Source organism: Pseudomonas sp. NY11955, from assembly GCF_048068035.1.
Taxonomy (GTDB): domain Bacteria; phylum Pseudomonadota; class Gammaproteobacteria; order Pseudomonadales; family Pseudomonadaceae; genus Aquipseudomonas.
The window spans coordinates 12,936-27,324 of record NZ_JBLUPS010000012.1 but is presented as its reverse complement, the minus strand read 5'-3'; the positions used below and the strand labels follow the sequence as shown (position 1 = coordinate 27,324).

Below are 14,389 nucleotides of genomic sequence, written 5' to 3'. Positions count from 1 at the left end.
GTGTTCGAGCTGCCTGGGCAGGCCTCTGCGAAGATCAATAGCAAGGGTGGTGCCAAAATGCCCATGAAGGGTGCAGGGGCCGTATTTGCTAGGGATTCATGCCCAACGACGGGGCGATTTTTCTGAGGAAGGCTGGCGGATTTCCGCCCTGTGGCGGGATTTGTACAAGGGGAATGGCGGGAATCCGCCCGCGGCGATCTGCCTGTGCCTGCCCTTTCGCGGGCTTGCCCGCTCCCACAGTCCCGCGCGACCTGTGGGAGCGGGCAAGCCCGCGAAAGGGTCGATACAGACTCTGAATCACTCCAGATTGAAGGTGATCCTGAACGCCGCGCCACCCAGCGGCGAATCCCCAAGGCTCAGCTCGGCGTCATAGCTGTCGACGATATCCTTGACCACCGCCAACCCGATGCCCTGCCCCGGGTGCTGACTGTCCAGCCGCTCGCCGCGTTCCAGAATGCGCTCACGCTGGTCGGCCGGTACCCCCGGCCCATCGTCCTCAATGCACAAGGTCAATTGCCCTGGCGCCTGCTCCAGGCTCACCCGCACCTGGCCCAGGCTCAGCCGGTAGGCGTTTTCCAGCAGGTTGCCGAGCATTTCCAGCAGTGCGCCCTGCTCCATCGGCACCTGCGCCGCATCGGGCAACGCCAGCACCACATCCACCCGTTTGTCCCGGTAAACCTTTGCCAAGGTGCAGCACAGGCTATCGAGCAACGGCCGCAGCAACACGCTGTGGCGCACCAGGCCACTCTTGCGCAGACTGGCGCGTTGCAACTGGTAGTCGATCTGCTGGCTCATGCGCTCGATCTGGCTTTGCAGCACCCGCGCCTGCTCGCGCTCGCCGCTGCGCTGCTGCAGACTTTCACCCACGCCCTGCAGCACGGCCAGCGGCGTCTTCAGGCTGTGCGCCAGATCGTCCAGCGAATCACGGTAGCGCGTGCGTTGTTCACGCTCGCTGCGCAACAGCCGGTTGAGCGAGCGCGTCAAGCGCAGCAGTTCGCGCGGGTGCTCGCCACTCAGGCCATCGCGCGCGCCCGATTCCACCTCGTCCAGCTCGTGACTGAGCCGGCGCAACGAGCGCAGGCCCCAGGTCAGGCCAGCCCACAGCAGCACCATCAGCGCCAGCAATGCTGCGCCAAAACCCAGGTAGAGCTTTTCGCGCAGGCCATTGAGGGTAGCCTTGTACTCACTCAGCGGTTGCAGGGCGACAATGCTGTAGGCGGCGCTCTGGCCACCCAGCAGCTTGATCTCGACGTCGTACACGAAGAACTCTTCGCCGTCGGCCTGGTGAATGCGGGCGAATTCATTGCCGCGCCCATCGTAGCGTGGGCGGTAGTTGATGTGCCGGTCCGCGGTGGCACGCGATTGCCAGACCAGGTTTCCATCGCGGTCGAAAATATAGCCAAGCAGCCCGGTGTACGGCAGGTTGTAGCGCTCGTCCGGCAGCAGCGCAGGCATCCGCAACTGGCCCTGTTCGATACGCGCGGCGGAAATCAGCGTGGTCACGTCCGAGGCCAGGCGCTGCTCGATCGATTCCTGCAGGGCCAAGCTGAAGGCCTTCTGCAAGGCAGGCAGCAGTGCCAGCATGAACAGCAGCGCCAGCACTGCGGCGGCCAGCATCAGGCGCACCCGCAGCGAGCGCATCATCGGCAGCGCTCGGTGAACAGGTAGCCCAGGCCGCGCACGGTGTCGATGGGTTTGAAGCCGTGTTCGCCCTCGAGCTTGCGGCGCAGGCGGCCGACCAGCACTTCGATGACATTGGGGTCGCGCTCCTCGTCCCCCGGGTACAGTTGCTCCATCAGGCGATCCTTGGCCACCACCTGCTGATGATGGCGCATAAGGTATTCGAGAATGCGGTATTCGTAGGCGGTCAGTGCCAAGGGCTGTTCGTCGAGGGTCGCCTGCTTGCGATTGAGGTCGAGCACCAGGGGCCCTGCGGCGATGGTCGACTGGGTAAAGCCGCTGGAGCGGCGCAACAGGGCATTGAGCCGCGCCTCCAGCTCTTCGAACTGGAACGGCTTGACCAGGTAGTCGTCGGCCCCGGCGGCCAGGCCCTCGACCTTGTCCTGCCAGTTGCCACGGGCGGTGAGGATGAGAATGGGGAACGTCTTGTCCTGGCTGCGCAGGCGCGTGATCAGCTCCAGGCCACTGATGCCTGGCAGGCCCAGGTCGATGATTGCCAGGTCGAAGTGGTACTGCTCCGCCTGATACAGCGCCTCCTCGGCGTCGGCGACCGCTTCGACCACATGGCCGCTTTCGCCCAGGCGGGTGTAGAGGTGATGGCGAAGCAGGGCTTCGTCCTCGACCACCAGCAGTTTCATGTGCAGCTCCTTAATTGGTATGGCCTGTGCCGGCCTCTTCGCAGCACAAGGCTGCTCCTACAGGAATGTCACCCCGTAGGAGCAGCCTTGTGCTGCGAAAGGGCCGGCACAGGATAACGCGGCTCGCTCGTCAGAACTTGTAGGAAGCAGCCAGGTAAGTCTGCGCGCTGCTGGTCAGGCGCAGGGTGCCGTCCTTCGGCCCGTCATGCGCGCCCACTTCGGTTGCGGCATTGGTACGCAAGTAACGGTAGCCCAGTTCGACCGAGGCCTTGTCGGTGATGTCCTGAATCACACCGGCCTGCAGACCGTAGGCATAACCGTAGTCGGTATCCCGGCTGGCGCCTGGCGAGTCCTGGGTGAGCTTGGTCACGCCCAGGCTGCCACCGCCGAACAGCTTGGTGGTATCCCCCACCGGCAGGAACAAGTCATAGCTGCCCAGCAGGTTTTCCTGGCGCAACTTCAGGCCGCTGTGGTCGCCCGAGACGTTGTCATAGGTCATGTAGTAGCGGCCTTGGTCATTGATCTTGCCCACACGCACGCCCCAGGTGTCATCCTTGCCGATGATCCCGTCGGCATTGAGGTGGTCGGTGTTGCGCTGCAGCAGGCCGGATTTGCGAACCTTGTCGCTGGTCTGGCCATAAGTCAGGCTGGCGAAGTTGTCGTCCGCGGCCTGGGCGGTGGTGATGCCAGCGGCACAGACGGCCATGGCGGCAAGCAGGGTATTGAAGGTTTTCATGGCTGGGTACTCCAGTTTGGTGCGCTGTTTCGGTCTGGAAGCTAGAGTAAGCAGGGCACCCTGAACCGCGACTGAACCCTGGCTGAACCCCGGCTGAACGAACCGATTGCAGAACAAGGAGTAGTGACCCATGCGTGCCCTGCTGGCCTTGACCCTGATGTGCAGCGCCGTCTTCGCCCAAGCGGCAGTACAAACCCGTGAGATCCCCTACCAGGATGCCGACGGCAATCGCCTGGTCGGCTACTACGCCTACGACGATGCGGTCGAGGGCAAGCGCCCCGGCATTGTTGTGGTGCATGAATGGTGGGGGCTGAACGACTATGCCAAACGCCGCGCCCGCGATCTGGCGGCGTTGGGCTACAACGCGCTGGCCATCGATATGTATGGCGACGGCAAGCACACCGAACACCCCCAAGACGCCCAGGCGTTCATGGCCGAGGCGATGAAAGACCCGGCAGCGGCAGCCAGGCGCTTTGACGCTGGCCTCGAGCTGCTGAAGCTGCAACCGAACACCAACAAGCATGAACTGGGGGCTGTCGGCTATTGCTTCGGTGGCAAGGTGGTCCTGGATGCCGCGCGGCGCGGCGAGAAACTGGACGGCGTGGTGAGTTTCCATGGCGCACTGGCCACCCAGACTCCGGCAAAACCTGGCGTGGTGCGTGCCGACATCCTGGTCGAGCATGGTGCGGCGGACAGCATGGTCACTGCCCAGCAGGTCGAAGCGTTCAAGGCAGAAATGGACGCGGCCAAGGTCAACTATCAGTTCGTCAGCATTGAAGGCGCCAAGCATGGGTTTACCAACCCCGATGCCGACCGATTGAGCCATGGCGAGCACGGCGGGCCGGACATTGGCTACAACAAGGCGGCTGATGAGAGCTCTTGGGCGGATATGCAGGCGTTTTTCAAGAAGGTGTTCAAGTAAAGATTGTCGGGGGCCGCCTTGCGGCCCATCGCCGGCGATCCCACCTCCCACACCGCCGCTGCGGCTGGCACAATAGCCCCATGAACACACTCCCCGCCTGCTGCGCCCCGCTCCAGCACCATTGGCCCCTGCCCCGCCCACTCCCCGGCGCGGTGCTGGTCAGTTGCGCCTTCGACCCTACCCTCCTGGCACCTGACGACTTCCAGCGTGCCGGCATCGTGCCCAGCGCCAGCCTGCAACGCTCGGTGGCCAAGCGCCAGGCCGAGTACCTGGCGGGTCGTGTATGTGCCCGCGCCGCACTGCAGCGCCTGGACGGCCGCGACTACGTGCCAGGTACCCATGAGGACCGCTCCCCCATCTGGCCTGCCGGTATTCATGGTTCGATCACCCATGGCAAGGGCTGGGCCGCCTCGGTGGTCGCCGCCGAGGACAGTTGCCAAGGCCTGGGGCTGGATCAGGAAACCCTGCTGGATGACGAACGCGCCGAGCGGCTGATGGGCGAAATACTCACCCCGCCCGAGCTGGAACGCCTGGACCGGCGCCAGCTCGGGCTGACAGTCACCTTGACCTTCTCGTTGAAGGAAAGCCTGTTCAAGACGCTTTACCCGCTGACCCGCCAGCGTTTCTACTTCGAGCACGCCGAAGTGCTCGACTGGTCCGCCGAAGGCCTGGCACGCCTGCGCCTGCTTACCGACCTGTCGCCTCAGTGGCGGCATGGCGCAGAACTGCAGGGCCAGTTCTGCGTGCAGGACGGCCACCTGCTCAGCCTGGTAAGCGCCTGACCTTCACTGCGGCGCCTGCTGCCGTGGCCAGTTCAGGCTGAAGCAGGCGCCCCCCAACGCGACACTGCGCCCCACCGTAGCCCGACCCGCGTGCCAGTAGATGATCCGCCGTACGATCGACAAGCCCAGGCCATGCCCACCCGAGGCACGGGTACGGCTGTCATCGAGGCGGGTGAAGGGTGTGAAGATGCGGTCCCAGACACCCTCGGGGATCCCGGGGCCGTCATCCTCCACATCGATGCGGCAGCGTTGCTGCCCCAGTTGATAGCTCAGGCGTACTTCGGACTCGGCATGGCGCATGGCATTGCCGACCAGGTTCTGCAGGGCCCGGTGCAGGTAACGCGGCTCGGCCTCGACCCAGGCGCCTTCAGCATCCGCGCCCTGGCAGTCGCCGCGTACCACCCGCACCTCGGCACGCAACGGTGCCAGCTCTTCGATCACCCGGTCGAGCAAGGCATCCAGGTCGATCCGCTGGAACTTCAAGGCTGGCGCGCCCTGCTCCAGACGGGCGTAGGTCAGCATCTCGTCGACCAGCTTGTCGAGGTCCTGAATGTCACCGTCCATGCCGGCCAGGTGCTTGGCGCGGGCTTGCTCGGTGGTCGCACTTTCGATCATCTCCAGGCCAAAGCGCAGGCGCGCCACGGGCGTGCGCAGCTCGTGGGACACCGCCCGCACCAGCTCGCGCTGCATGGTCAGCGAGCGCTGCAGGTGCTCGGCCATGCCATTGAAAGCAGCCGCCAGGCGCCCTACCGAATCAGCGTCGCCGGCCGGTACGCGGGTGTCCAGGCTGCCCTGGGCGATGCGCGTGGCGGCAATTTCCAGGCCCGACACCCGGCGCTCCAGCTGACGCACCAGCAGGTAGACAACCAGGCCGATCAGGCACAGGCCAAGGAAGGCAATCAGGATCAGCAACTGCGGTGGGTACGGGTTGAGTTGGTACAACGGGCCGATTTCCAGCACCCAGGGCGAGCCCGTCAGCCCGGCGAACACACGGATCGAATCGCCATCCTTGCCCAACGCCATCACCGTGTCGCCCTCCTCGACTCGGCGCCGCTGGTCATCGTCCAGGCTGACCCGCTCGATACGTTGCAGGGCGACACCAAAGCCGAAACCCTTTTCCTGCTTGAGCTGGGCCAGGCGCTGCTGCTGCTCGGTCACCGGATAGCGCACCAGTTCGTCAGCCAATAGATAGAGGGTGGCCCGCGCCAACTGCTCGCTGATCTGTTTGATCTGCGCGACCAGCATCAGGTCTTCCTGGCCGACCTTGCGCAGCACTTGCGCCGCATGCGGGCCAGTCTTCTCGACCACCACCAGGCCACGGTACAGGCGTGCCCGCTGGCCACCGTCGAGGCTGCGCGCCGTCATCGGCTGCAGCGCCAGCGGCACGCCAAGCAGGCGCTCCCAGATCAGCAGCGAGCGCTTGCGTTCGGTTTCATTCTGCATCGCCAGGTTGTCGGCCATCAGGCTGAAGGTGCCCTGGGCCAGGCCCTCGCGGTGCTGGGCGACGCGCACTTCGTTGACCAGGTGCAGGCTGAGCACGCCAAGCAGGGCCACCAGCACCAGCACGGCCAGCATACCGCCATAGATGCGCAGGAAGATCGAGTTGTTCATGGCGTTTCGCCGACAAACAGGTAGCCCTTGCTGCGCAGGGTCTTGATAAGCCGCGGCTGCAGCGGGTCATCGCCTATCTTGGGGCGAATTTTCGAGATGCGAATGTCGATGGAGCGGTCTTGCCCGTCGTAGCCCACACCACGCAGCGCGGTGAAGATCTGCTCGCGAGTCAGCACCCGGCCGGCGTTGCTGGCCAGCAGCCAGAGCAGGTCGAACTCGGCGCCGGTCAGCTCGATCAGCTGCTCGCCCAGGCGCGCCTCGCGCAAGCGGTTGTCGATGCGAAGCGCACCGAAGGCCAGGTCCTGGCGCTTGCTGTCCACGGCTTCGCTGCGGCGCAGCAGGGCCTGGATGCGCGCTAGCAGCAGGCGTGGGCGCACCGGTTTGCAGACATAGTCGTCAGCCCCCAGGTCCAGCCCCTGGACCTGGTCGAGTTCGTCGCTGCGGGCGGTGAGCATCAGGATTGGGCCAAGGTACTGACTGCGCACTCGGCGGCAGATGCTCAGGCCGTCCTCGCCGGGGAGCATGAGGTCGAGAATGACCAGGTCGGGCTGGCTGTCGACGATGCGCCGCGCGGCGCGGGCCCCATCGCCCTCGACACTGACCTCGTAGCCGTTGGCCTGCAGGTACTCGGCGGTGAGTTCGGCCAGACGCTGGTCGTCTTCGACGATGAGAATGCGCGGGGTGGAGTGGTCCATGGCCTCTGCCTTTACTTATTGTTCTTGTTTTGCTGTACCGGCCTCTTCGCAGCACAAGGCTGCTCCTACAGGAGAGCGGCGCACCTTGTAGGAGCAGCCTTGTGCTGCGAAGAAGCCAGCACAGGCAACATACCCCTTTAACCTAAAAGCAACATCACAGCCGGATACTACGTCCCGCCCCCGGCACTGCCAACCCGCCCGCGGCCCCCTCGACTGAACCGTTTTTTGTGATAGGGTTCGCGCCCGCAAAAAACTGCCCCGGGGCACCAAGGCGCAGAAAAATACTGCAAACCACTTGGCACAAGGCCTACAGCGAATACCCACCATTCACTCACAAAGTACACACACGTTATCCACAGGCGCTCGCCTTGCAAAGCCCCCAATACCGCATTATCTTGTATCCCGATCGCAGCGAACCACTAGATATAGGGGTTCGTGCAAAATCACACACAAAAGTCAACCCGCAAGATCAAGCGATTTTCCGGGTGGAACTTCAAGTGATTTCAGCAGCCAAACCGCTCCTGCGGAGGCGACCGAGGCAAGCCCTTCCAGGGCCTTGTTCGGGCATGGGTGTTGCAGGCCAGGCCTGGCATCCATCAGCAACAGTTTTTGGGCCTTGCCCAGAACCTTTGACTTCGGCCAGGGAGCGGCAAGCCATTGCCCTTTATTCCTGAGTCTGTCCCGAAGTCGGTACGCCCGCGCGGGCGGATGCGCATGCGTTGCGCATCCCCGTGAGGCCATCGAGCAAGTGGACGGAACGGTGGGCGCCCAAAAGGCGCCTGAACAATATAGAAACTGTGGAGACACCCACCCATGCAAACCGACACAACTCGCGAGAACCCGCAGGCCAAGGTGCCGCAGGCCGCCGATTCCAACCAGGATCTGGCCGCCACCGCCCCCGGCCAACTGCGCGTGATCAAGCGTAACGGCACTGTCGTCCCTTACACCGACGACAAGATCACCGTGGCCATCACCAAGGCGTTCCTCGCAGTTGAAGGCGGCACCGCCGCCGCTTCGTCGCGCATCCACGACACCGTCGCGCGCCTGACCGAACAGGTTACCGCCACGTTCAAGCGTCGCATGCCATCGGGTGGCACCATCCACATCGAAGAAATCCAGGACCAGGTCGAACTGGCCCTGATGCGCGCCGGCGAGCAGAAAGTTGCCCGCGACTACGTAATCTACCGCGACCAGCGTGCCAAGGAGCGTGCTACCCGCGCCAACACCGATGCCGTGGTCGAGCCGCACCCGACCATCCGCATCACCCTGGCCGACGGCAGCCTGGCCCCCCTGGACATGGCCCGCCTGAACACCATCATCAGCGAAGCCTGCGAAGGCCTGGCCGAAGTCGATGGCGACCTGATCCAGCGCGAAACCCTGAAGAACCTGTACGACGGCGTGGCCATCAAGGACGTCAACACCGCCTTGGTGATGACCGCCCGTACCCTGGTCGAACGCGAGCCGAACTACTCGTTCGTCACCGCCCGCCTGCTGATGGACACCCTGCGCGCCGAAGGCCTGGGCTTCCTGAACGTGGCCGACAGCGCTACCCACCACGAGATGGCCGACCTGTACGCCAAGGCCCTGCCGGCCTACGTCGCCAAGGGTATCGAGTTCGAACTGCTGAACCCGGCCCTGGCCGACTTCGACCTGGAAAAACTGGGCAAGGCGATCAACCACGAGCGCGACCAGCAGTTCACCTACCTGGGCCTGCAAACCCTGTACGACCGCTACTTCATCCACAAGGATGGCGTGCGCTTCGAGCTGCCGCAGGTGTTCTTCATGCGTGTGGCCATGGGCCTGGCGCTGGAAGAGAAAGACAAGGAAGCCCGTGCGATCGAGTTCTACAACCTGTTGTCGTCGTTCGACTACATGGCCTCGACCCCAACCCTGTTCAACGCCGGCACCCTGCGCCCGCAACTGTCCAGCTGCTACCTGACCACCGTGCCGGACGACCTGTCGGGCATCTACCACGCGATCCACGACAACGCCATGCTGTCGAAATTCGCCGGTGGCCTGGGCAACGACTGGACCCCTGTACGTGCGCTGGGCTCCTACATCAAGGGCACCAACGGCAAATCCCAGGGTGTGGTTCCGTTCCTGAAAGTGGTCAACGACACCGCCGTTGCCGTCAACCAGGGTGGCAAGCGCAAAGGCGCCGTGTGTGCCTACCTGGAAACCTGGCACCTGGACATCGAAGAGTTCATTGAGCTGCGCAAGAACACCGGTGATGATCGCCGTCGTACCCACGACATGAACACCGCCAACTGGATCCCGGACCTGTTCATGAAGCGTGTCTTCGATGACGGCAAGTGGACCCTGTTCTCGCCTTCGGAAGTGCCAGACCTGCACGACCTGACCGGCAAGGCCTTCGAAGAGCGCTACGAGTACTACGAAGCCCTGACCGAGTACAACAAGATCAAGGTGTTCAAGACCATCCAGGCCAAAGACCTGTGGCGCAAGATGCTGTCGATGCTGTTCGAGACCGGCCACCCATGGCTGACCTTCAAGGACCCGTGCAACCTGCGTTCGCCGCAGCAACACGTGGGCGTGGTACACAGCTCGAACCTGTGCACCGAGATCACCTTGAACACCAACAAGGACGAAATCGCGGTCTGCAACCTGGGCTCGATCAACCTGCCGAACCATATCGTTGATGGCAAGCTGGACACCGCCAAGCTGCAACGCACCGTGAACACCGCCGTGCGCATGCTCGACAACGTGATCGACATCAACTACTACTCGGTGCCGCAAGCGCGCAACTCGAACCTCAAGCACCGCCCGGTCGGCCTGGGCATCATGGGCTTCCAGGACGCACTGTACCTGCAGCACATCGCCTACGGTTCCGACGCTGCCGTCGAGTTCGCCGACAAGTCGATGGAAGCGGTCAGCTACTTCGCGATCCAGGCATCCTGCGACCTGGCCGACGAGCGTGGCGCCTACGAGACCTTCCAGGGTTCGCTGTGGTCCAAAGGCATCCTGCCACTGGATTCGCAACAGATCCTGATCGAGGCCCGTGGCCAGAAGTACATCGACGTCGACCTGAACGAAACCCTGGACTGGGCGCCAGTGCGTGCCCGTGTACAAAAAGGCATTCGTAACTCGAACATCATGGCCATCGCGCCAACCGCGACCATCGCCAACATCACCGGCGTGTCGCAGTCGATCGAGCCGACCTACCAGAACCTGTACGTGAAATCGAACCTGTCGGGCGAGTTCACCGTGATCAACCCGTACCTGGTCCGCGACCTGAAGGCCCGTGGTCTGTGGGACTCGGTCATGATCAACGACCTGAAGTACTACGACGGTTCGGTGCAGCAGATCGAGCGTATCCCGCAAGAGCTGAAAGACCTGTACGCCACTGCCTTCGAAGTCGAGACCAAGTGGATTGTCGACGCCGCTTCCCGTCGCCAGAAGTGGATCGACCAGGCTCAGTCGCTGAACCTGTACATCGCTGGCGCCTCGGGCAAGAAGCTGGACGTGACCTACCGCATGGCCTGGTACCGTGGTCTGAAAACCACCTACTACCTCCGTGCCCTGGCCGCGACCAGCACCGAGAAGTCGACCATCAACACCGGCAAGCTCAACGCCGTTTCCAGCGGTGGCGACAGCGCCCCGGTCCAGGCAGCCGGCCCTGCGCCAGTGCCGAAGGCCTGCGCGATCGACGAGCCTGACTGCGAAGCCTGCCAGTAAGGCCTGAATGCCGCGCGGGGCGCCTACGGGTGCCCCGCGCGGCTTTTTTGTACCCGCGCCTCAGAGAAACCTCGCCCCTTACCGGCGCTGAGGCCGGAACCGTTAAAAACACCATATGATGTGCCTTTAAATTTAAACTGGCACAACATATAGGTTGGCGCTACACTCTCCCCCCGTACCAAGCGACACGATTCACGTGAACGGAAGCACGCCATTTCGGTCGAAAAAGTTACCCTCGCCCGCAAGACTCGCGCCCCGATCGAAGGTGAATTCCGATATACTTTGCGCCCTCTGAAAAGAGCACCATTCAATTGTCCTGGCCCCTCACTGAGGCCTGGCCAGGACAAGCCAGAACACATTCAGATGTAAACGAGAGTCAGCCTCTCGAGCTGTCCATTCGCCGTTACGGCCTTGCGTCAGGCATCACATTCTTAAAATCCAACCGGTTGCCCCAGGGCGACCCTCAAGCAGGAGCCAAACCATGCTGAGCTGGGACGAATTCGACAAAGAAGACGGCGAAGTAGCCGCCAAAGGCAACACCCCTGCGCAGGCCGCTGCCGCCGCCACCCTCGACAAGCTCGACAGCGCCGGTGGTGCCGCCGCCCTGGAAGCCCGCGCAGCCACCGCCTCTGACTCCGAAGCCGTCAAGCGTGCCAAGGCTGCCCTGGACGCCCTCGACATCGCCGAAGGCCTGGCCGAGCTGGAAGGCTCCTCGGCCCGCGTTGCAGTCGATGAAAAGCGCATGATCAACTGCCGCGCCGACCTCAACCAGCTGGTACCGTTCAAGTACGACTGGGCCTGGCAGAAGTACCTGGACGGCTGCGCCAACCACTGGATGCCGCAAGAGGTCAACATGACCGCCGACATCGCCCTGTGGAAGAGCCAGGACGGCCTGACCGAAGACGAGCGCCGCATCGTCATGCGCAACCTCGGCTTCTTCTCCACCGCCGACTCGCTGGTTGCCAACAACCTGGCCCTGGCTGTGTACCGCCTGATCACCAACCCGGAGTGCCGCCAGTACATCCTGCGCCAAGCCTTCGAAGAGGCGATCCACACCCACGCCTACCAGTACTGCATCGAGTCGCTGGGCATGGATGAAGGCGAGATCTTCAACATGTACCACGAGATCCCTTCGGTCGCGAAAAAAGCCGCCTGGGGCCTGAAGTACACCCGCGCCATCTCCGACCCGGAATTCAACACCGGCACCGTCGAAACCGACAAAGAGCTGCTGCGCAACCTGATCGCCTACTACTGCGTGCTGGAAGGCATCTTCTTCTACTGCGGCTTCACCCAGATCCTGTCCATGGGCCGCCGCAACAAGATGACCGGCGTGGCCGAGCAGTTCCAGTACATCCTGCGTGACGAGTCGATGCACCTGAACTTCGGTATCGACGTGATCAACCAGATCAAGATCGAGAACCCGCACCTGTGGGATGCGGCGATGAAGGAAGAAGCGACCCAGATGATCCTGCAAGGGACCCAGCTGGAGATCGAATACGCCCGTGACACCATGCCACGCGGCGTGCTGGGCATGAACGCGGCGATGATGGAGGACTACCTCAAGTTCATTGCCAACCGCCGCCTGACCCAGATTGGTCTGAAGGAAGAGTACCCAGGTACCAACAACCCGTTCCCTTGGATGAGCGAGATCATGGACTTGAAGAAGGAGAAGAACTTCTTTGAGACGCGTGTGATCGAGTATCAAACGGGTGGTGCACTGAGCTGGGACTGATCGTCCGGGCTGAGCATCGAGAAGGCTGCCGATTGGCAGCCTTTTTTTTTTGCTGGAATCGCTTTGGCGATAGGCGCTCTGAGCTAATGCTGAACCTGCGGATCGACTGTCCTGCACCATCACCCAGGCTACCTTGGCCCCCTGTAGGAGCAGCCTTGTGCTGCGAAGAGGCCGGTAGGGTTAAAGATAATCTTCGACTGCAATGGCCTCTTCGCAGCACAAGGCTGCTCCTACAGGGACTGTGCAAGCCTTGGAGCTTGGGTACGGCGAGTAAAGTCATAGTATGTCCTTGCAAGGATTGTTGTAGAGCCGCTGCGCGTTAATTTCCGGTACTTACCCCGTAATCAATAGGCTATTACGCGTTGACAGCCCACCTCGGGCTTGCTAATAATCGCCCACAGTTGTACGACAACACATAACAAAAACAACAATCAGTGGACGATCCCATGTCGACATCCATCCCGCTACACCCACGCCTGTTGCACACCCCTCTTTCCCCGGCTTGCTCGCGTACACCCACCGGAACCTAGTACCCGGCTACCGCGCATTCACCCTTGGCCCTGACCGGCCCGTTATCTACCCGCCCCTGCCGCAGGCCGCTTGTGCGCGCCCGGTGGACGGGCTGCCACACCCTTCGGGAGCACAACAATAATGAAAATCTGCCACACCCTTCCCTTCGCCCTGCTTGGCGCCGGGGTCATCGCCGGCCTGCCTGGCACCAGCCTGGCCGCGGGCTTTGTCGAGGACAGCAAAGCCACACTCGGGCTGCGCAACTTCTACATCAACCGCAACTTCACCAACCCCAGCAACCCGCAAAGCAAGGCCGAGGAATGGACGCAAAGCTTCATCCTCGATGCCCGTTCGGGCTTCACCGAGGGGCCGGTCGGGTTCGGTGTGGATGTGCTGGGGCTATGGTCGGTCAAGCTCGATGGCGGGGGCGGCACGTATGGCACAGCGTTGCTTCCGCGCCATGACGATGGCAAGCCAGCAGACGACTACGGCCGCCTGGCAGTAGCAGGCAAGGCACGGATCTCCAAGACCGAACTGAAAATCGGCGAGTGGATGCCGGTGCTACCGATTCTGCGTTCGGACGATGGGCGCTCGCTGCCACAGACGTTCCGTGGCGGGCAAATCACCTCCAACGAGATCGCCGGGCTGACCTTGTATGGCGGCCAGTTTCGTGGCAACAGCCCGCGTAACGACGCCAGCATGGAAGACATGAGTTACGGCGGCGGCGTGTCTGACCGCTTCAATTTCGTAGGTGGCGAATACAAGTTCAACCAGGACCGCACACTGGTGGGGCTGTGGAATGCGGTGCTCAAGGACGTGTACCAACAGCAGTACTTGCAACTGAGCCACAGCCAGCCAGTGGGTGACTGGACCTTGGGTGCCAACCTGGGCTATTTCCAGGGTGATGAGGACGGCTCCCAACGCGCCGGGCAGCTGGATAACAAGACCTATTCGGGAATGTTTTCGGCCAAGTACGGTGGCAGCACGTTCTGGGTAGGGCTGCAGAAAGTCGATGGCGATACCTGGATGCGGGTCAACGGCACCAGTGGCGGCACCCTGGCCAACGACAGCTACAACTCCAGCTTCGACAATGCCAACGAGCGCTCCTGGCAGGTGCGCCATGACTTCAACTTCGTCACCGTCGGGGTGCCTGGGTTGACCCTGATGAACCGCTATATCAGCGGGCGCGATGTGCATACCGGGTCGATCACCGATGGCAAGGAGTGGGTGCGCGAGACGGAGCTGGCGTATGTGATCCAGAGCGGAGCGTTCAAGGATTTGAGTGTGAAGTGGCGCAACTCGTCGATTCGGCGGGATTACAGCAACAACGAGTTCGATGAGAACCGGTTGATCTTCAACTATCCGTTGTCGTTGCTGTAACAAAGGGCGA

10 protein-coding genes are annotated in these 14,389 nt (G+C 62.5%); 5 read left to right on the top strand and 5 right to left on the bottom strand.

Annotated features, from left to right (window positions below; translation table 11 throughout):
• Nucleotides 1–297 precede the first annotated feature (297 nt).
• The 3 genes from ACNFBR_RS20915 to ACNFBR_RS20905 all read right to left on the bottom strand — a co-directional run bounded on the left by ACNFBR_RS20915 (nucleotide 298) and on the right by ACNFBR_RS20905 (nucleotide 3,054).
• The gene (locus ACNFBR_RS20915) at nucleotides 298–1,644 is read right to left on the bottom strand and encodes an ATP-binding protein (protein ID WP_416736596.1); all 1,347 of its coding nucleotides are present in this window, start codon (nucleotides 1,642–1,644) and stop codon (nucleotides 298–300) included.
• Nucleotides 1,641–2,318 carry a response regulator gene (locus ACNFBR_RS20910; protein WP_416736595.1) on the bottom strand — a complete coding sequence of 226 codons (678 nt, stop codon included), beginning with the start codon at nucleotides 2,316–2,318 and terminating at the stop codon, nucleotides 1,641–1,643. Before ACNFBR_RS20910 ends, ACNFBR_RS20915 begins: the two co-directional genes overlap by 4 nt.
• 130 nt (nucleotides 2,319–2,448) lie before the next feature.
• Nucleotides 2,449–3,054 carry an outer membrane protein gene (locus ACNFBR_RS20905; protein ID WP_416736594.1) on the bottom strand — a complete coding sequence of 202 codons (606 nt, stop codon included), beginning with the start codon at nucleotides 3,052–3,054 and terminating at the stop codon, nucleotides 2,449–2,451.
• Nucleotides 3,055–3,184: 130 nt separating this feature from the next.
• Here ACNFBR_RS20905 and ACNFBR_RS20900 point away from each other — a divergent pair, with 130 nt between their 5' ends.
• Together ACNFBR_RS20900 and ACNFBR_RS20895 are read left to right on the top strand one after the other, a co-directional pair.
• On the top strand, nucleotides 3,185–3,976 hold the full coding sequence (locus ACNFBR_RS20900; protein WP_416736593.1) for a dienelactone hydrolase family protein: 792 nt from the start codon (nucleotides 3,185–3,187) through the stop codon (nucleotides 3,974–3,976).
• A gap of 80 nt (nucleotides 3,977–4,056) precedes the next feature.
• Nucleotides 4,057–4,758 carry a 4'-phosphopantetheinyl transferase family protein gene (locus ACNFBR_RS20895; RefSeq protein WP_416736592.1) on the top strand — a complete coding sequence of 234 codons (702 nt, stop codon included), beginning with the start codon at nucleotides 4,057–4,059 and terminating at the stop codon, nucleotides 4,756–4,758.
• A gap of 3 nt (nucleotides 4,759–4,761) precedes the next feature.
• On the opposite strand, the gene ACNFBR_RS20890 is transcribed toward ACNFBR_RS20895, so the two are convergent.
• Both ACNFBR_RS20890 and ACNFBR_RS20885 read right to left on the bottom strand, forming a co-directional pair.
• On the bottom strand, nucleotides 4,762–6,369 hold the full coding sequence (locus tag ACNFBR_RS20890; RefSeq protein WP_416736591.1) for an ATP-binding protein: 1,608 nt from the start codon (nucleotides 6,367–6,369) through the stop codon (nucleotides 4,762–4,764).
• Nucleotides 6,366–7,064 carry a response regulator gene (locus ACNFBR_RS20885; RefSeq protein WP_416736590.1) on the bottom strand — a complete coding sequence of 233 codons (699 nt, stop codon included), beginning with the start codon at nucleotides 7,062–7,064 and terminating at the stop codon, nucleotides 6,366–6,368. Before ACNFBR_RS20885 ends, ACNFBR_RS20890 begins: the two co-directional genes overlap by 4 nt.
• A gap of 813 nt (nucleotides 7,065–7,877) precedes the next feature.
• Here ACNFBR_RS20885 and ACNFBR_RS20880 point away from each other — a divergent pair.
• The 3 genes from ACNFBR_RS20880 (at nucleotide 7,878) to ACNFBR_RS20870 (ending at nucleotide 14,379) form a co-directional block, all read left to right on the top strand.
• Nucleotides 7,878–10,757 (top strand): ribonucleoside-diphosphate reductase subunit alpha, encoded by a 2,880-nt coding sequence (locus tag ACNFBR_RS20880; protein ID WP_416736589.1) that lies wholly within the window; start codon nucleotides 7,878–7,880, stop codon nucleotides 10,755–10,757.
• 481 nt (nucleotides 10,758–11,238) lie between these two features.
• On the top strand, nucleotides 11,239–12,489 hold the full coding sequence (locus ACNFBR_RS20875) for a ribonucleotide-diphosphate reductase subunit beta (RefSeq protein WP_416736588.1): 1,251 nt from the start codon (nucleotides 11,239–11,241) through the stop codon (nucleotides 12,487–12,489).
• A gap of 651 nt (nucleotides 12,490–13,140) precedes the next feature.
• Nucleotides 13,141–14,379 carry an OprD family porin gene (locus ACNFBR_RS20870; protein ID WP_416736587.1) on the top strand — a complete coding sequence of 413 codons (1,239 nt, stop codon included), beginning with the start codon at nucleotides 13,141–13,143 and terminating at the stop codon, nucleotides 14,377–14,379.
• Nucleotides 14,380–14,389: the final 10 nt, after the last annotated feature.